The sequence below is a fragment of the Rhodothermales bacterium genome (assembly GCA_041391505.1).
GTDB lineage: Bacteria > Bacteroidota > Rhodothermia > Rhodothermales > JAHQVL01 > JAWKNW01.
In genome coordinates, this window is the sequence record JAWKNW010000014.1 from 20,683 (window position 1) to 39,513 (window position 18,831).

The following is an 18,831-nucleotide window of genomic DNA, read 5'->3' on the forward strand; positions in this document are numbered from 1 at the left end:
AACGTCTGCGGCGGTGCCGGTCCAAGGCCGCCTGCGTAAGGCGTCGTCGCACACCCGTTCGCGCCCTGGCACCGCGAGCCGGCGCGTCTCGGCCTGTCATCTCCCATCCGGCGCCGGCGTAGCTTGGCATGGGAGGGTTCTCCTCCTACCCCTATCAAACTGCTGCGCGATGTGTCGTTCCACGGGCGATGCGCGAACGATGCGTGGCGCGGAGGGTGCAGGCATGTCACGGATCGTTGCAGCTCTTCTCCGGATCCTTATCGCGCTCAGCCTCGCCGCCGCCGCCTTTCCGGGGCCGGCGTTCGGGGACGACCGCTCCTCGTCGCCTCCAGCACGCGCCGACTCCTTGCGACGGGGCGGGCGCTGGGCGCTGTTGCCCATCGTCTTTAATTCGCCGGACACCCGGCTCGCCTTCGGGGTGCTCCCGCAATACATCTTCTACACGGCGCCCGGCACGCGTCCCTCCGCGGCGCGGCTCGACGCCTACTACACCCAGAACCGGCAATTCCACGTCATCGTTCGGCCGCAGATCTGGCTGCCCGGGAACGCCTGGCGCCTTGCCGGCAAGTGGTCGTTCAAAAAATGGCCGACCTCGTTTTACGGCATCGGAACCGAAAGTCTCGCCGAGGCCGAGGAGCGGTTCACCGAACGGCTGGCCGACCTCACCTTCGAGGCGCAGCGTCAGCTCTATCCGGGCCTGTTTGCGGGGCTCAAATACAGCTTTCGCTACGGCAAGATCGTGGACATCGAGGCCGGCGGGTTGCTGGAGGATGGCGCGGTCGTCGGCAGCGCCGCCGGCCATGCCTCCGGGATCGGCGCGCTGGTGAGCTGGGATACGCGCGACAACGTCAACTTCCCGGCAAAGGGCAGCCTGTTTCAGGCGTCAGCGACCTTCTACGGCGGGGTGCTCGGGAGTGATTACCGGTTGGACAGATATTCGCTGGATCTCCGCCAGTACCTGACGCTGACCGGCCGGCACGTCCTTGCGCTTCAGGCCATCGCCACGCTTTCGACGGGCGAGCTGCCGTTCCGGATGCTGCCGGGCGTCGGCGAGAACCTGCGTGGATACGGCAGCATGCGCTATATCGACAACGACTGCCTGGTGCTCCAGGCCGAATACCGGATCGTCCCCATCTGGTGGCGCCTCGGCTTGACGGTGTTCGGCGGCGTGGGCGAGGTGGCCGGCCGGATGGCCGATTTTTCCTTCGACCGGCCCAAATGGGCGGTCGGCATCGGGCTCCGCTTCCTGCTCTTCACGGAAGAGCGCGTCACGATCCGCCAGGACTTCGCCTTCGGCCGCGACGCCTCGGGCGACTACCTGGATCTGAATGAAGCCTATTAATGCCATGCGTGCCCTATCCTGGTTTCGGCTCAGCGTGCTGGCGCTGCTCGGGGCGCTCGCCGGCGTCTGGGCAGGCCGGCTGGTCAACGACTACCTCGCCATCGAGATCGCCGACAAGACGCTCCCCGAGATGGCGCCCGTCCGCGTCGAGGCCGCCTACCCGTCGCTCCCCTTCCGGATGATCGACCTCGGCGGCGTCGGCATCGTGCCGGACAGCGCCCACTGGGGCTCCGACTATTCGCACAACAAAAAGCGATTCGACGGCGTCATCTTCGCCGAGCCGCCTTTTGTGGATTGGGATGCTTTCGAGCCGGTATATGCCCAGTTTACGGCCTACGTGGATCGGATGGCGTCGCTCGGCTTCAACGCCATCGAGATGCCGGGCTTTTTGCAGTATGTGGATTTCGATCGGGTGGAGGACGGCTACGCGGTGTATGCGGATTCGAGCCTGTACCGCCGCCGGCACGCCGCGGTGCGCGCCGCGTATGGGCGGATGTTCGCCTACGCGCGGGAAAAAGGGCTCCAGGTCATCCTCTCGACCGACATGGTCGCGCTGACGACGCCGCTCGAGGCCTACTTCGACCGCCGCTTCGGCGGTGCGGATGTCGAAAACGACGCCTTCTGGGAGGTGTACCGACAGGGGCTCGCCGAGCTGTTCGAGCGGATGCCGGAGGTGGCCGGCATGATGATCCGCATCGGCGAGGCCGGCAGCGTCTACAACCGCGAGGGATGGGATTACCGGAGCGAGCTGTGGGTCCGCAGCATCTCCTCTGTCCAGAAGATGCTCCAGGCCTTCACCGATGTGGCCGAGGCCTACGACCGGACCCTCATCTTCCGGACCTGGTCGGTCGGCGTCGGGCAGGTCGGCCGGATGCATACGAGCCCCGAGGCCTACGCCGCCGTGCTGGACGCCATCGACTCGGATCATCTCATCGTCTCGACCAAGTTCACGCAGGGCGATTTCTGGAACCACCTCCCCCTCAACCCGACCCTTTTTACAGGCCGGCACCGCCGCATCGTCGAGATGCAGGCCCGGCGGGAGTTCGAGGCGTTCACGGTCTTCCCGAACTATGTCGCGCCCCTGCACCAGGCGGCGCTGACCCGTTTTCTGACCGAAAATCCGCGCGTCGAGGGCGTCTGGGTGTGGGCGCAGGGCGGGGGGCCGCTGCGGCACGGGCCGTTGTTGATCTACCCGTTCCACGGCCTCTGGCTGTGGACCGACGCGAACGTGGTGGCCACGGCGCGGCTGCTGGACGATCCCGGCCGGCCGATCGAGGACATCACCCGCGCCTGGGTGACGGATGTCTTCGGCGACGATCCGCGCGTCGTCGATGCCCTCACCGAACTGCTGCTCTCCTCCCACGCCACCGCGGCGCGCGGCCTCACCATCCCGGCCTTCGCCCGCAAGGCGGTCACCGGCATGGGGCTGGAGGTGCCGCCGGTGATCTACAGCTACTGGGACATCGTGGGGGCGTCGACGTCCATCTTCAGCCATGTCTACGCCGTCACCCGCGGCGACATCGATGCGTCGATCGACGAGGCGTTCGCCACGGTGGATGAAGTCCGCCACATGCGCTCGCTGCTGGCCGACGTGTCCGGGGACATTCGGCAGGGCCGGGAGTGGGTGCCGGGGATGGCGGCTTCGCTGGTCTATGAGGAAAACCTGCTCGAGACCATGGCCTACCACAAGCAGTTCGCGCTGACCTTCTGGGAATGGATCGACCGCGGGGGCGCCGGCCCCTACACCACATGGCACGCGGCCATCGGCGCGTTCAAGGAGGCGCAGCGCCGGCATCGCGCCGGCTATCAGGGCAACCTGGATTTTCCCGCCTACAACTTCGAACTCGTGGATCGCAGCATGCGGCAGGCCGAGCGGACCGAAGGGGTCGTCTGGGCCGCGCGGTTCCTCGCGCTCCTCACGGCGATCCTGTTGATCTCAGCCCTGCGGAGCCGGCGCCGGGGCGCGTTGCCCGGGTGGATGGCGCTGCATCTCGGGGTCCTCGCCGGCACCGTCATGGCGTTCTCGTTTTTTGACGCGCCGGCGTTCACGCTCACCACCGGCGCGCCGATGCTGCTGTACGCCCTCGGGCTGCGGTACGGCCTGTTCAGGGACGACCCGAGCGCCTATCGCCTTGCCGTCGCGCCGCTCCTCGCGATGGGGCTCCTGCTCCTGCTCACGCTTTCGGTGCGCGGCCCGTTTTATTTCTGGCTGCGTTTCTGGCTGGGCGATGGTTTTCGGCTGGCGCTGTTCGGGGGCATCGGACTGCTGGGCATGGCGCATCTGGCCCTGCTCCTGCAGCGGGCGCCGGGTGGGCGCCTCCAGGGCTGGGGGTGGTGGCTGACCCTCACGGGCGCCGGCGTGGGGCTCTATGGCCTCTTTCATCTCGCCTACGGCTTCGAGGCCCTGCTCTCGCGGCTGAACGACGAATTGCTCCTGCTGCCCGGCATGGTTTCGCGGATCATGGGGATCACGACGCACCTGAATATCCCCCTCGAAATTCCGGGCTACCTCGCCGCGATCGGGGCGGGGCTGCTGGCTACCGGCCTGCTGCTGCTCGCCACGCGCCGACGATTGTATAGCCGCTTACCGCAGACGACGTAGCGCGTGCCGACACATTCAACCTCCTGAGGGCCTGATCAGGACGCGGCATCGGCGGCTTCGGCCGGCGCATCGGCGCAGGGCACGCCGGCCAGCGCCTCGGCCAGCTTTTCGAGGCGGATGGGTTTGCTCAGGTGACGGTCCATGCCGGCGGCCAGGCAGGCCTCGACGTCCTCACCCATCGCATTGGCGGTGAGGGCCACGATGTACGGCTGGGTCAGGTCGGTGAGGGCGCGGAGCCGTTTTGTGGCCGTGATGCCATCCATTTCGGGCATCTGGACGTCCATCAGGACGACGTCGTAGCCGCGCTGACGGAACAGATCGAGCACTTCGAGCCCGTTGGCGGCGATGTCGGCCCGGTAGCCGAGTCGTTCGAGCATGCGCAGTGCCACCTTCTGGTTCACCGTGTTGTCCTCCGCGAGCAGGATGCGGAGCGCACGCGCGGACGTTGCCGCGCCAACCGCCGGCGTTTCGACGACCTCGGGAGGAGCGGTGGCGGACGGCAGGACGGCCGTCAGCGTAAAGGTGGTCCCCACGCCCTGCTCGCTGGCGATCGACAGCTCCCCGCCCATCAGTTCGACGAGGTGTTTGCTGATGGACAGGCCGAGCCCGGTGCCGCCGTATTTGCGGGTGGTGGACGAATCGGCCTGCGAAAAGGGCTGGAAAAGTTGCGAGAGCCGGTCCGGCGGGATGCCGATCCCGGTGTCGGCGACGGTGATGCAAACCCGCCGGCCGTCGCCGGCCGGCTGGACGCCCAGGGTCACGCCGCCCTCGTGGGTAAACTTCACGGCGTTGCCGGTGAGGTTGACGAGCACCTGGCGCAGACGGGTGATGTCGCCCTCCACCCAGTCGGGCGCCCCGGGCTCGAACGCCTGCTTGAGGTAGAGCCCCTTCTGCTGCGCCGCGTGCGCGATGATGTCGAGCGCCTCGCTCACGCACTGCCGCAGCGAGAAGGGCTGGACCTCGAGTTCGACCTTGCCGGCCTCGATCTTCGAGAAATCGAGGATATCGTTGATGATCGCCAGCAGCGCGTTGCCCGAGCTGTGGATGATCTCGACGCTTTCGCGCTGCTCCTCGGTCAGCTCGGTTTCTTCGAGCAGGCTCGCCATGCCGATCACGCCGTTCATGGGCGTGCGGATCTCGTGGCTCATCGTGGCGAGGAACGTGCTTTTGGCCCGGGTGGCCGCTTCCGCGCGCTCGAGCTGCTGCGCCATCTGCGCGTTCAGCACCTGGAGGCGGTGGAGCATCGTGCGGTAAAATAGCGGCAGCACCACGAGGCCGGCGGCGAGGCCGAGCAACAGCGCCTTGTTTTCCTGCCAGAACGGGCTGATCGCGAGCAGCGAGAGGATCAGGACGACCCCGACGGCCGCCGCGGCCAGCAAATAATTCACGCCGTAGCGCATCCCGTTCCCGAGGATGATCCACAGGTACACGGCGTAGAAGGCGGTCCCGATGGTTTCTCCAAAATACAGCACCATCGTGACCATCGACAGGTCGCCCACGATGACGGCCGCGCGGCGGAACACATAGGTGCCGGGCCGGCGCTTCACCCATACCGCCCAGACGCTGGCAAAAACAAGGTAGACGCCGCACAGGCCGGCCGCCACCCGCATCGATGCGTGGTCCAGCGCAATCCACAGGTACAGGGCGATGGACGCGAACACGACGTTCATGACGATGCGCGCGATCGCCTGGGAATATTCCTCGTCAATGGGGGGCTTCTGCTCGACGGGCGTCTGACTCATGATGTCGATGCCGTGGAAGGCGGATGAACCGCGCGAAAATGATCGGTTACAGACGACGCGACGGGGTGAGTCGCGAGAGAAGCGTCGTGCGGCGCCATGGGTCGAGGGCGGCCGAAGGCAGGACGTGCGGAAAGCGCTGGCCGGCGCCTCCTGTCAGGACATGTATCGACCGAATAGGCCCGATGATAAGCGGCGCGGAGGATGGGTCATGGCAGCCGGGCCGAACCCGTTCACGGCCTCAGGCGTCTTCGCCGGCCGGGTGCGGCGCCGGCTGGGATTCGGCCGCCTCCGTCTCCGCCGCGCCGTCGGACGGCGGTTCGCCCGGCGCCGCAACAGGCTCCAGCATGCCCGAGAACGCGGTGCCGTAGAAGTCCCACACCGTCACAAAAAGCGCCGCGACGATGGGGCCGATAAAAAATCCGATCCCTCCGAACAGCGACAGGCCCCCGACGATGCCGAGGAAGACGAGGAGGTCGGACATCTGGGTGTCCTTGCCCACCAGGCGCGGGCGGAGCACGTTATCCGCGAGCCCCACCACGACGGCGCACCAGATCGCGACGGCGATGCCGGCGCCGGTGTGCCCCGTCGCGATCAGATAGATCACGCCGGGCACCCACACGATCGCGGCCCCGAGCAGGGGGATGGTCGACAGCACGGCCATCACCGTCCCCCAGAACACGGCGCCGCCGATGCCGGCGAACGCGAAGGACGCGCCGGCCAGCCCGCCCTGCACCACGCCGATGATCAATGCGCCCCGAAGGCTCGCGCTCGTGACCGAGACGAATTTGTGCACCAGCAGCTGCTTGTCCTCACTCCGCATGGGGATTAAGTAGAGGATGCGGTCCAGCAGTGCCCGGCCATCCACCAGGAAGAAGAAGATGGCGTAGAGCATGATCCCGATGTGCAGGAAGAACAGCGCGGTGCCCGTGGTGACCGAGGCGACATTGGTGATCACGAAGTCGCCGACGCGCTGGACGACGTCGCCGAGGCGCGTGAGGATTTCAGACTGGTAGGGCTCGATGTAGCTGGCGAAGGGCATGCGATCCAGCCACTCGCGCACCACGTTCGGCTGCTGCATCAGCTCCTCGACCTTCGGGCGTACGGTCTTGATGATATCGGCGGCTTCCGCGGCGACGATGCCGAGAAAACCGCTGAGCGGGCCCCCGACGAGCAGGAGCAGGAGGAGGATCGTCAACGTCGATGCCAGACCCGGCCGGTTGCCGACACGCCGCAAGAGGCGGACGTACAGCGGGTGCGCCATCCCCGTCACGATGGCGGCCATGAGGAGCGTCAGGATGTACTGCTGGATCATCGCCATGAACAGCATCGAAATGGCGAGGACGAGAAGCAGCAGAAAGGTGCGTCGAAAAAGCAGCGGCGTCGGTTCCATGCCGTTTCCTGCGGAACCGCCGTGCAGCGGGCCCGCGAAGCACTGAGTGAGGGATGAGGGTTGGGGAACCGCCCGGAGCTTATTCCCGGGGCAGGAACGCTTTCACCAGCCGGCCACTGAGCCGCTGCAGCTCTGTCTCGGCCCGCTTGGCCTCGAACTGCGCGACGAGCAACAGGCTTTGCGCGCGGGTCAGGGTCTCCTGCACCTCGCGCAACTCGATCGAGGTGATGGTGCCCAGTTCGAAGCGTTCGAGCGCAATATCGACGTTTTGACGCGCAAGCGCCAGATTCTCCCGCTCGATATCGATCAGGGCCAGGCTGTTGCGGTAGTCCTGGTCCGCCCGGCTGATGTCGGACTGGAGCCGGGTCGTGATGTCGTCGATGACGAGATCGGCGTTGCGCAGCCTGATTTCGGCGTTTTGCGCCCGCCGGCGGCGGTTCATCCCGTCGAACAGGTTCATGTTCAGGCTGATGCCGTAGGTGATGTCTTTCGACTCGTTCGACAGCAGGAAGCCGGCTTCGGCGTTCAGGTTGGAATAGTTGAGGCCGGCGTTGACATCCACCGAGGGCAGCCATTCGGAGAGGACCTCGCGCGACTGGATCAGCGCGACCTGCCGGGCCATCCGGGCCACCATGAGCGTCTTGTTGCGGCCCAGCGATTCGGCTTCGAGCGTATCGCGGGCGACGGGGGGATCGAGCGCTATGCTGTCCACGACCGTGTAGTCCAGCGAGAGCGGCCGCACGAGCAGCTGGTTGAAATCCGCGCGGGCATTGACGAGGGCGGTCCGCTGGCGCAGCACGCTGGCGCGGTCGGCGTTGAGGTCCAGCCGGGCCTGGCGCACTTCGAGCTCCGAGGCCGACCCGAGGTCGCGCCGCAGTTCCACGATGCGCATGCGCTCCTCCGAGATGGCGACGGCCTCCTCGAGGACCCGGAGCTGCTGCTGCTGGCGCGCGAGGTCGTAGTAGGAGACCACGACGTCGGTGAGGATCAGCTCGGTCGTGTTGTCCGCCCGGTATTCCTCCTCGCTGAGCACGGTCTTGAGCCGGTCGTAGGCCCGGTAGCGCCCGAACCCGTCGAAGACGGTCCAGCTGAATCCCACGCCGGCGGCCTGACGCTGGGTGAGTGCCCCGTTGCGCTCGGTGGTCTGGCCGCTGAGGAAGCTCTGCTTGGTGTTGGCGACGGTGCGTCCGGCGCTGAGGTTGAGGTCTGAAACGGGCAGGAAGCCGGCATTCCCCAGCGTCGCGTCGTTCGAGGCGATCTCGATCTCGTTGCGCGCGATCTGGATGTCGTAGTTTTTCTGCATGGCCAGGTCGATGGCCTCGCGCAGCGTGAGCACATCCTGTGCACCCGCCGGCGCGGCGAGCATCAGCCCGACCAGCAACGTCAGATAAATCCGCATCATGGGGTAACGGAGGGCGCGTTTTCCGCGTGTGACTCGGCGCGGGTCGTCCGCGACTGGGTTCTCAGGGCGTCGACCATCGCTTTCATGTCCTCGTGCCGCGTCACCGTCTTGCTGGCCAGGAACGAGTACATCGCCGGGATGACGAACAGGGTCAGGAAGGTGCCGATCACGAGGCCGCCGATGACGGCGATGCCCATCGGGACGCGGCTCTCCGCGCCGGCGCCGAGCGCCAGGGCGATCGGGAGGATGCCGAGGATGGTCGAGATACTGGTCATCAACACCGGGCGGAACCGGGCCGCCGCGGCGTCCTTCGCCGCTTCGAGGATACTCCGGCCCTGCTCGCGACGCTGGTTGGCGAATTCGACGATGAGGATGCCGTTTTTGGTCACCAGGCCGATCAGCATGATGATGCCGATCTCGCTGAAGATGTTGAGCGTCTGGTTGAAATACCAGAGCCAGAACAGCGCGCCGGCGAGGGACAGCGGCACCGTCAGCATGATCGTGAACGGATCCCGGAAGCTCTCGAACTGCGCGGCGAGCACGAGGTAGATCAGCGCGAGCGCCAGCATGAACACGAAGAGCAGGCTCGACGAGCTCTCGACGAAGTCGCGCGAGGGGCCCGACAGATCGGTCGAAAACGTGGGATCCAGCACGCGGTCGCCGATCGCGCGCATGGCCTCGATGCCGTCGCCCATGGTGTTGCCGGGCGCCAGGCTGGCGGATACCGTCGCGGAGACGAAGCGGTTGAACCGGTACAGCGCCGGCGGGCTGCTCTCCTCGCGCACGTCGACGACGTTATCCAGCTGGACGGGCTCGCCGGCCGCGTTGCGCACGAAGAGCGACCGCAGGTCCAGCGTCTCGTTGCGGTCCTGCCGTTCCACCTGCCCGATCACCTGGTACTGCTTGCCGTCCATGATGAAATAGCCCAGCCGCTGCTCGCTGAACGCCAGCTGCAACGTCTGTGCGATGTCCAGCGCCGACACGCCCAGGGCACGGGCGCGCTCCCGGTTGATGTCGATGCGCAGTTCAGGCTTGTTGAACTTCAGGTCGACATCCGTAAAGGTGAACGTCGGGTCCACCCGCGCTTCCTCCATGAACTTCGGGAGCACCTCGGTCAGCTTTTCAAAGCTGGGGGCCTGGATGACGAACTGGACCGGCAACCCGAGACTGCGCGCGCCGATGGTCTCGGGCTGCGAGATGAAGGTCCGCGCCCCGGTGAGGCTGCTGACCCGGGGCGTGAGCCAGTTGGCGATCTCCTGCTGGGAGCGCGTCCGCTCGTCGGCGTCGACGAGGGTGATCGTGGCAAACGCCGAGTTGACCGACGACGAGGCGCCGAACCCCGGCGAGGTCACCGAGATGATGTTGTCGGTCTCCGGTACGTTCTCCTGCAACAGGGCGGTCAGCTGGTCGACGTAGTCATCCATGTACTCGAAGGTGGCGCCTTCCGGGGCGGACGCGATGAGGCGAAGCGCGTTGCGGTCTTCGAGCGGGGCGAGTTCAGAGGGGAGCAGGTTGTAGAAATACGGGATCAGCGCGAAGCTGACGGCCAGGATCGGCAGGGCCAGCCAGCGATGGGCCATGAACGTTTCGAGGCCGCCGCGGTAGCCCCGCGTCATCCACTCGAAAAACGGCTCGGTCTTGTTGTAGAACCAGGAGTGTTTCGCGCGTGCCTTCAGGAGCCGGGAGCTCAGCATGGGCGTGAGCGTCAGGGCGACGAAGGAGGAGATGAGGACCGACCCGCCGATGACCATCCCGAATTCCCGGAAGAGCCGGCCCGTCAGGCCGCCCAGGAACAGGATGGGCAGAAACACTGCCACCAGCGCGAGGGTGGTCGCGATGACGGCGACGAAGATTTCGCGCGTGCCTTCGATGCCGGCCTCCAGCGGCGGCATGCCGCCTTCGATCTTGGTGTAGATATTCTCCAGCACCACGATGGCGTCATCCACCACCATCCCGATCGCGAGGACGATGCCGAGCATCGTCAACACGTTGATCGAGAAGTCGAGCAGGTACATGATGAAAAAGGCGCCGATCAGCGAAATCGGGATCACGACGGCCGGAATGATCGTCGTGCGCCAGTCGCGCAGGAACATGAAGATGATGAGGACGACGAGCGCGAGGGCGATGAAAATAGTCTGCTGGACCTCCGAGACGGATTCGCGGATGTAGGTGGTGTTGTCGAACCCGACCGCCAGCTGGATGTCGGCCGGCAACTCCTTTTCGATCTGCGCGACGCGGCGGTAGAATTCGTCGATGATGGCGATGTTGTTGGCGCCGGGCAGCGGCCGCAGCACCACGCCCACCATCGGGACGCCGTCGCGTTTCAGGACGGTGCGTTCGTTGAGCGGCCCGAGCTCGGCCCGCCCGATGTCCATCAGCCGCACGACCTGCCCGTCCGTCTCCTTGATGATGAGGTTGTTGAACGCCTCGGGTGTCTCGAGCCGGCCCATCGTCCGCACGGTCAACTCCACGTTCTGTCCCTCGATGCGCCCCGACGGCAACTCGACGTTTTCCCGCGCGATGGCGTTGCGGACGTCCAGCGGGGAGAGCCGGTAGGCCGCGAGCTTCTGCGGATCGAGCCAGAGCCGCATCGCATACTCCTTCGAGCCCCAGATGTCGATCGAACTGACGCCCTCGATCGTCTGGAGCCGCTCCTTGAAGATGTCGTCCGCGATCTTGGTCATCTCGAGGAGGTTGCGCTCCGCGCTCTTCACGTTGAGGAAGATGATCGGGAAGGCGTCGGCGTCGGCCTTGGTGACGATGGGCGGGTCGGCGTCGGGCGGCAGGTTGCCGATGGCGCGCGAGACGCGGTCGCGCACGTCGTTCGCCGCGCGCTCGAGATCGACGTCGATGTCGAACTCGACCGTGACCGTGCTGCGGCCCTCGCGGCTGACGGAGGTGAGGGTGCGGATGCCGGCGATGCCGTTCACCGACTCCTCGATGGGTTCGGTGATCTGCGACTCGATCACGTCGGCGTTGGCGCCGCGGTAGTTGGTGGCGACCGTGATGACGGGCGGGTCGACCGCCGGGTACTCACGGACGCCGAGGTCGAAGAAGCCCAGCAAGCCGAAAAGCACGATGGCGATCGACATGACGAGCGCCAGGACGGGCCGGCGTATGCTGATGGAGTAGAGGCTCATAGGGAACCGAAAAAGGCAAGATGAAAAAGGCAAAGCGAGGCCATAATCCGCTTCCTTCCCTCAATGTGCTCCGATTTCAACGCTCACCGGCAGGCCGGGGCGCAGCAGCTGGACGCCGGAGACCAGCACGGTGTCGCCGGCCGCCACGCCGCTCAGGAGCTGGACCCGGTCTTCAGTCCGGATGCCGGTTTCGACGACGCGCGACATGGCGACGCCTTTCTGCACCACAAAGACTTTTTTACCTCCCAGCTCGGGGATGACGGCGATCGCCGGCACCGTCAACGCGTCGGGGATCTCCTCGAAAATGAGATCGATGTCGGCGAAGGCGCCCGGCAGGAGCCGGCGCCCCGGGTTCGGGCTGCTCGCGCGGAGCAGCAGGGTGCGGGTGCTGGCTTCAATCCGGGGCTCCAGCGCATAGACGGTTCCGCGCAGCTGCTCTTCGATGCCCTCGACGTGGAAGAACATCTCCGCGCCCACCGCGACGCGCTGCGCGTACCGCTCGGGGATCGAAAAGTCGATCTTTACCGGATCGACATCCTGCAGCGTGGTGATGGCCGTGGTCGGGGCGATGTAGCTCCCTTCGCTGACGCGCCGCAACCCGACGATGCCGTCAAACGGCGCGCGGATTTCGGTTTTCGCGATCTGGGCCGTGATCAGGTCCACGTCGGCCCGCAGGACGTTCAGTTCGTTCAGCGTGGCCTCATACTCTTCGAGGCTGATGCCGCCCTTTTCGTACAGCTGTTTCTGGCGCACCTCCCGCTCGGTGGCGAGGGTCGCCCGGTATTCGGCCTTGCGGAGCTGCGCCTGCAGTTCGCTGTCGTTGATCTTGACGAGCATATCGCCCCGGCGGACGGCGCGTCCTTCCTGGAAGTGGATGCTCGTGATCTTGCCGGACACCTCGCTGTGCAGTTCGATCTCCTCATTCGCCCGGATGGTGCCGGTCGTAACGATGCGGTCCTGGAGGTTGTTCGGGGCCAGAACCTGTCCCTCCACGACGAGGGCGCGGCTGCCGGCCGCCGGCGTGGGCGCGCCTCCGGTGGTGGCCGGCGCCGGACGCAGCTTGGGCCAGGCGAGCGCGAGAATGACGATCAGAAAGACCAGACCGAGAAGTAGGCGCCTGACGGTTTTGTTCATGCGGTTGATCCGGCTACGCGGCACCCGCCGTGCTCGGCGATGCCCCATCCGGATTGGTGACTGATAGAGGGAACCGGGTCTCAGACGGGCGGGAGGCCGTCGAAGGCATTGAGCCGCCGCTGTCCTCCCGAACCTGTCGAATGCCGCATCGCAGGATCGCGTGTCCCGTGACCTGGTGTGCGGCGACACTCAGGCGGGTATCACGTACCACCGGGTGCTTTGTTGCCATCGGGATAATCTGGCACCCTACTTGCAATAAGTTTTAACACGCATCTAACAACAAGACGTTACGCCGTTCAGCGGATCGGGGTGGATGGGGGGATTCGGGATGCAGGATGCAGGATACTCCGAGCCGAAGGTGCGTCAACGTCGGTCCGTTCGATATGCTGGATACGGTATGGCGGTTCGCTCCCGTTTTTATCGCATATCCCTCCGAATACTACTCCAGTACCATAAAAATAGGACCCGCGTAGCTGACTGAAGCGTCGCCCTCGCGTGTATTACACACAACGATGCACACCGGGCCGCCCCTGTAGTCAACCCGTGCTCGATGTGCCCACGATATCAAACCCTGAAACATAGCGCTGTAAAGCCATGGAAACGACCCAACTCGCCATGATAGCCATGCTGACGTTCATCGTCGCAACGGCCCTGATGGCGTTCATGAACCCCAAACGCGGCGCCTGAGTTCGTCCGGATGGCCGGCAGGCTGCCCCGCGTCTTTGATATAGATCTGGCTCGTGCCACCCCGAAAGGGGAAACGCCGGCTGCCCCCGTAAGGGCTCCGGCGTTTTTTTATGCCCAAACTACTCCCTCAGGAGTAGCCGAATCACCTACGAGTAGCCCATCCAAAGGCGCATGCCTCCGTATCTTTTTATCAGTTACGATGAGATGTACCTGATTCAACTACGAAGACCTCCCGGTGATAGAAAATGATGGCGACTGAAATGGCCGTTCTGGCAATGATTCTCTTCTTCGGCGCAATGGCAGCCATGGCTATGCTGCAACCCAAGCGCTCGTCCAAACGCTTTATCCTGGGAGATCGCTAGGTAGCTGCTGCTGACCCCAGCTTTCTCATCGTACCGTGTTGTACTGTTCTCCTCCCGGAGACAAGCCGGCTGCCGCTGTAACGGCTCCGGCTTTTTTTATGCCCTCGCGCGACCCGTCCTCAGCCTTCCCATCCGTACGCGAGCAGGGGGTAGCAGTCCTTGATCATCTGCACGGCGGTGCGGGTGAAATCCGGCGATTGCAGTTCCTTTTCCTTGAACGGGCGCGACACGGTGTAGGACTTGAACCGCAGGTACGGCGCGATCTCGTCATCGGCGTACGCCTCGTAACCGGCCGGCATGCGTTTGAGCTGCTCGTCGGATTCCAGTTCGAGGTCGCCGGCCTTTAATTGATCGATCATCGCGAGGAAGGTATCGGGCGCCTGGGCCATCCGGTCGCGCCAGGCGCGGACGACGGTGTTTTCCGGATGCCAGAACCCGGCGGCCATCATGGGGCGGTCGGGCTCGATGTGGATGTAGACGCCGCCCGAGCTTTTTACCGTGCCGTCGCGGGTGAGCACGGCGCCGGCGTGGGTCTTGTACGGATCCTTGTTCGTGGAGAACCGGGTATCGCGATAGATCCTGAAGATGGACTTTTTAGGGTCGGCCGTCAGGCGAAACCCCTGCGACGCAGCCTCCCGGCCGGCCTCCGCCACCAAACACTGCAGCGGCCAGACCACCTCGTCTTCGTAGACGGTCTTGCGCGCCTTGAACCAGTCGCGTTCGTTGTTGCGGGCCAGTTCCCGGAAGAAATCGAAGGCTTCCTTGCGGAATCCGGGGAACGGCGGGAGGCTGGTATCGAACATGGCAGTGCGGGGTGTAACGTGCATTCTGGGGGATGGAGGTCTGGCCGGCTTACCCGTTCGCGCCGGCTTTCCAGGCCAGATAGGCCATAAAGGCCGGCCCGAGGCGGAGCGACTCCTCGTCGATGTCGAAACGGGGCGTGTGCAGCGCGTGCGCGGCGTCCATGTGCGGACCGTGGATGCCGATCCGGTAAAAGGCGCCGGGGATCTCGCGCAGGTACCAGGCAAAGTCTTCACTCGCGAACCAGAGGTCGAGCTCGACGGTGTTTTCGGGGCCGACGAACTCGTGCGCGGCCTCGCGGACGAGGTTGGCCGGCATGTCGTGATTGAAGAGCGCCGGATAGCCGACCCAGATGTCGACGTCGACCTCCGCGCCGAACGCCTGCGCGGTATGCGTCGCCACGCGCCGGATGAGGTCGTGGGCCTTGAACCGCCAGGCTTCATCCATCGCCCGGAAGGTGCCTTCGAGTCGCGCCGTCACCGGGATGACGTTGGTTGCGCCGTCGGCGATGACACGGCCGATCGAGAGCACGCTCGGGCTGTCCGGCGGGCAGTTGCGGCTGATGACGCTCTGCAGCGCCACGATGATGTGGGACGCGACGAGCACGGCGTCGCTCTGCTGCAGATGCGGTGCGGCCGCGTGGCCCCCGGTGCCCCTGACGGTCAGGTACAGCTCGTCCGACGACGCCATGTACATGCCGTTCCGGATCCCGATCTTGCCGACAGGCATGCCGGGCTGGACGTGCTGCCCGTAGATGGCCGCCGGCGCGGGGCTGTTCGGCGCCCCGCCCAGCGCGCCTTCTTCGATCATCACCTTCGCGCCACCCGGCAGCTTTTCCTCGCTGGGCTGGAAAAGGAAACGCACCGTCCCGTGGAGTTCCTCCCGCATGCGGGATAACACCATCGCCGTCCCGAGCAGCGACGAGGTGTGCGCGTCGTGTCCGCACGCGTGCATCTTGCCCGGGTGCTCCGACTTGAACGGCAGTTCGTTTTCCTCGTGGATCGGCAGCGCGTCCATGTCGCCCCGCAGCGCGATCGTAGGCCCCGGCTTGCCGCCCGTCAGCGTCGCCACGACGCCGGTTTTCGCCACCCCCGTCTGGATATCGAGCCCGAGCGGCTTCAGCGTCTCGACGACCAGGCGCGACGTCTCCACCTCTTCGAACGCCAGCTCAGGCCGGCGGTGGATGGCGCGGCGCAGCCGCACGATCTCAGGGAATATCTCGTCGGAAAGGGATTTGAAGCGGTGGACCATGAAGGGGATAAGGGTTGGCAGGTTGCAGGTTGCAGGTTGGCAGGTTGCGGATTGAAAAGGCCCCCGGGATCACCCGGCTCCACACCGCACGGCGAGCCCGAAAGCCCCCAATTTGCGATGCTCTACAGCAGCTTCTTCCGCTTGTTGATGTAGGCCATCAGGGCGGTATCGTATGATTCGGCCGTATCCAACTCGATAAAGTCGATGTTGTATCCCAGGCACTGCTTGCGGAAGGTTTCGCTGAAGAGGCGGACGGCTTCTTCGTAGTTCTGGCGGAGCTGCGCCGGCTGGAGGGTGATCTCTTCGCCGGTCTCCATGTCCTTGAAGACCATCGGGACGTCGGGAAACCGGAATTTGCGTTCGGTCTCGCTTTCGAGCACGTGGAAGACGAGGACTTCGTGGCCCCGGTAGCGCAGGTGGCGGAGCGCCTTGAGCAGGTCGTCGTGCGCGGCGACGTTCTCGAACAGGTCGGTGATCAGCATCACCAGCGACCGGCGCGAGATGCGTTCGGCGACTTCGTTGAGGACGGTGGCGGCGCTCGTGCGTTTTTCGGTCACGCTGGCGTCGTTCATGTGCTCGAGCCGGGCCAGGAGCTGGCGCAGATAGGCTTGCGTGGCTTTCGGGCGGAGGAGCGTGTGCACGTGTTCGTCGAACGCGATCAGCCCCGTCGCATCCCGCTGCTTGACCATCAGGTAGTGCAGGCCGGCGGCCAGATAGGAGCCGTATTCGAGCTTGCTGAGCTTGCCGGCGTGTTTGTACCGCATCGAGGAGGACGTGTCCAGCACGATATAATGCCGGAGGTTCGTCTCTTCCTCGTACTGCTTGAGGTAGTGCCGGTCGGTTTTGGCGAACACCTTCCAGTCGACATGCCGCAGCTCGTCGCCCGGGTTGTAGGGGCGGTGTTCGGCGAACTCGACCGAAAAACCGTGGTAGGGGCTTTTGTGGAGCCCCGTCATGAACCCTTCGACGATCATCCGCGCGCGCAGCTCCATGTTCTTGAGTCGCGAGATGGTAATGGGGTCGAGGTAGCGACGCGCTGTGTCCTGGGTTGCCAAGGTGGGCCGTGTTCTGATGTGAATACCGCTACGAGGAACGCGGGTGCGGGGGGCGGATGTTCCGGCTGTTGGTGGTATGTGTACGGGAGTGCGGGAGGATGGGAGCATGAGGGTACGCGTCGCGCGGTTCTTCCGGGTCTGAATCTCCACCCACGCCCACCCACCCATACTCCCAAACCCTCCAGCACTTTTTTCACTTTAGATGTCGGCGGACGTCCGAACAAATTTTCTTACCTTCCATGCCATGGAGCCGCAAGATCGTATTAAAGCGCAATTGATGGACGAACAGGATCTGGACCGGACCCTGGAACGCATGGCCCGGCAGATTCTGGAGCAATTCGACGCCTCGGCCGACCGGGATGCCGGCGTGGCCCTGATCGGTTTGCACAAGCGGGGCGTCTACCTCGCCCGCCGCATCCGCGAGAAGATCCGGAGCATCGAGGGCGTCGATGTGCCCGTAGGTGTGCTGGACGCTACGATGTACCGGGACGATTTCCGTCTGCGCTTCAAACAGCCCAAGGTGCGGGAGACCGATATTCCGTTCGATATCTCCCGCCGGCACATCGTCCTCGTCGACGACGTACTGTACACGGGCCGGACGGCTCGCGCGGCGCTGGATGCCCTGATGGACATGGGGCGGCCGGCGTCGGTGCAGTTTCTCGTGATCGTCGATCGCGGCTTGCGCGAACTGCCGATCTGCGCGGACATCGTCGGGCGGCAGGTGCCGACCATCCCCGGCGAAGAGGTTCGCGTGAGGCTCCATGAAATCGACGGGCGCGAAGGCGTCTGGCTCGTAGAGAACCCCCTAGCGCGTCAGGAAGATCGCATCGCCGGTTGAGCATGCCGCACGCCCGCCCGATATTCCCTCCGAAGCCCCAGAGAAGCGCAAGGTTCTTCGCCAGAGAAGGCGATGAACCTTTTCTTTTACCCGCTTAATTCATGAGATCGATGACCGCCGCCACTGGTCTGGAGACTTCCCCCTCGCTCACTGCCCTACGTCATCGTCATTTGCTCGGTCTCTCCACCTATGGCGCCGACGAAATCCAGCTGATCCTGGAAACCGCGCGCCATTTCCGCGACGTGCTGGATCGCCCGATCAAGCGCGTGCCGTCGCTGCGCGGCATCACCGTGGTCAACCTCTTCTTCGAATCGTCCACCCGCACGCGGATCTCGTTCGAACTGGCCGAGAAACGCCTCTCCGCGGACACCATCAACTTTTCGGCCTCCGGGTCGTCGGTCTCCAAGGGCGAGTCGCTGAAGGACACGGCGCAGAACATCGAGGCCATGAAGGTGGATATGGCGGTGATCCGCCACCGCTCGCCCGGCGCGGCGCACTTTCTGAGCCGCTGCGTCGACTCGGTCGTGATCAACGCCGGCGACGGCGCGCACGAGCACCCCACCCAGGCCCTGCTCGATTGCCTCACCATCTCGGACCACTTTCCCTCCTTCGACGGCCTGAACGTCGCCATCATCGGCGATATCACGCACAGCCGCGTCGCGCGCTCCAACATCTTCGCCCTCAAGAAGCTGGGAGCCGCCGTGACGCTCTGCGGCCCGAGCACGCTCATCCCCGTGGGCATCGAACAGCTCGGCGTCCGGGTGACGCACCGCCTCGACGAGGCCCTGGAAGGCTGCGACATCGCGATGGCGCTCCGCATCCAGCTCGAGCGGCAGGGCGCCAGCCTCTTCCCGAGCCTCCGCGAGTACCACACCCAGTTCGGGATCAAGATGGAGCACATGACGGCCTACCCGGACCTCATCGTGATGCATCCGGGCCCGGTAAATCGGGGCGTGGAGCTGGCGAGCGAGGTGGTGGATCACGAACGTGCCGTCATCCTGAGCCAGGTCACGAACGGCGTCGCCGTGCGCATGGCCGTCCTCTACCTGCTCAGCGGGGCGCCGACGGCGGAAGATTGAGGCGGC

General features: G+C 65.1%; 12 protein-coding genes. 4 read left to right on the forward strand and 8 right to left on the reverse strand.

Annotated features, from left to right (window positions below):
• Nucleotides 1-223: 223 nt before the first annotated feature.
• Together R2834_14095 and R2834_14100 are read left to right on the forward strand one after the other, a co-directional pair.
• On the forward strand, nt 224-1,342 hold the full coding sequence (locus R2834_14095) for a BamA/TamA family outer membrane protein (protein MEZ4701464.1): 1,119 nt from the start codon (nt 224-226) through the stop codon (nt 1,340-1,342).
• A 4-nt stretch (nt 1,343-1,346) separates the two neighbouring features.
• The gene (locus R2834_14100) at nt 1,347-3,944 is read left to right on the forward strand and encodes a hypothetical protein (GenBank protein MEZ4701465.1); all 2,598 of its coding nucleotides are present in this window, start codon (nt 1,347-1,349) and stop codon (nt 3,942-3,944) included.
• Nucleotides 3,945-3,979: 35 nt separating this feature from the next.
• Here the strand turns inward: R2834_14100 and R2834_14105 are convergent, their stop codons facing one another.
• The 8 genes from R2834_14105 to R2834_14140 form a co-directional block, all read right to left on the reverse strand.
• Nucleotides 3,980-5,686, reverse strand: a complete 1,707-nt coding sequence (locus R2834_14105) for an ATP-binding protein (protein ID MEZ4701466.1) — start codon at nt 5,684-5,686, stop codon at nt 3,980-3,982.
• A gap of 238 nt (nt 5,687-5,924) precedes the next feature.
• Nucleotides 5,925-7,076 (reverse strand): AI-2E family transporter, encoded by a 1,152-nt coding sequence (locus R2834_14110; protein ID MEZ4701467.1) that lies wholly within the window; start codon nt 7,074-7,076, stop codon nt 5,925-5,927.
• A 79-nt stretch (nt 7,077-7,155) separates the two neighbouring features.
• Nucleotides 7,156-8,478 carry a TolC family protein gene (locus R2834_14115; protein MEZ4701468.1) on the reverse strand — a complete coding sequence of 441 codons (1,323 nt, stop codon included), beginning with the start codon at nt 8,476-8,478 and terminating at the stop codon, nt 7,156-7,158.
• The gene (locus R2834_14120) at nt 8,475-11,618 is read right to left on the reverse strand and encodes an efflux RND transporter permease subunit (GenBank protein MEZ4701469.1); all 3,144 of its coding nucleotides are present in this window, start codon (nt 11,616-11,618) and stop codon (nt 8,475-8,477) included. The genes R2834_14115 and R2834_14120 overlap by 4 nt, the downstream gene beginning before the upstream one ends.
• 60 nt (nt 11,619-11,678) lie before the next feature.
• Nucleotides 11,679-12,752 carry an efflux RND transporter periplasmic adaptor subunit gene (locus R2834_14125; protein MEZ4701470.1) on the reverse strand — a complete coding sequence of 358 codons (1,074 nt, stop codon included), beginning with the start codon at nt 12,750-12,752 and terminating at the stop codon, nt 11,679-11,681.
• 1,168 nt (nt 12,753-13,920) lie between these two features.
• On the reverse strand, nt 13,921-14,604 hold the full coding sequence (locus R2834_14130) for a DUF2461 domain-containing protein (protein MEZ4701471.1): 684 nt from the start codon (nt 14,602-14,604) through the stop codon (nt 13,921-13,923).
• A 49-nt stretch (nt 14,605-14,653) separates the two neighbouring features.
• The gene (locus R2834_14135) at nt 14,654-15,853 is read right to left on the reverse strand and encodes a M20 family metallopeptidase (GenBank protein MEZ4701472.1); all 1,200 of its coding nucleotides are present in this window, start codon (nt 15,851-15,853) and stop codon (nt 14,654-14,656) included.
• 122 nt (nt 15,854-15,975) lie between these two features.
• The gene (locus R2834_14140) at nt 15,976-16,908 is read right to left on the reverse strand and encodes a DUF58 domain-containing protein (GenBank protein ID MEZ4701473.1); all 933 of its coding nucleotides are present in this window, start codon (nt 16,906-16,908) and stop codon (nt 15,976-15,978) included.
• Nucleotides 16,909-17,152: 244 nt separating this feature from the next.
• On the opposite strand from R2834_14140, the gene pyrR reads away from it, so the two are divergent.
• Together pyrR and R2834_14150 are read left to right on the forward strand one after the other, a co-directional pair.
• Nucleotides 17,153-17,746: a bifunctional pyr operon transcriptional regulator/uracil phosphoribosyltransferase PyrR gene (gene pyrR / locus R2834_14145; protein ID MEZ4701474.1), complete on the forward strand. Its 594-nt coding sequence runs from the start codon at nt 17,153-17,155 to the stop codon at nt 17,744-17,746.
• 110 nt (nt 17,747-17,856) lie between these two features.
• Nucleotides 17,857-18,825, forward strand: a complete 969-nt coding sequence (locus R2834_14150; protein MEZ4701475.1) for an aspartate carbamoyltransferase catalytic subunit — start codon at nt 17,857-17,859, stop codon at nt 18,823-18,825.
• The last annotated feature ends 6 nt before the right edge of the window (nt 18,826-18,831 follow it).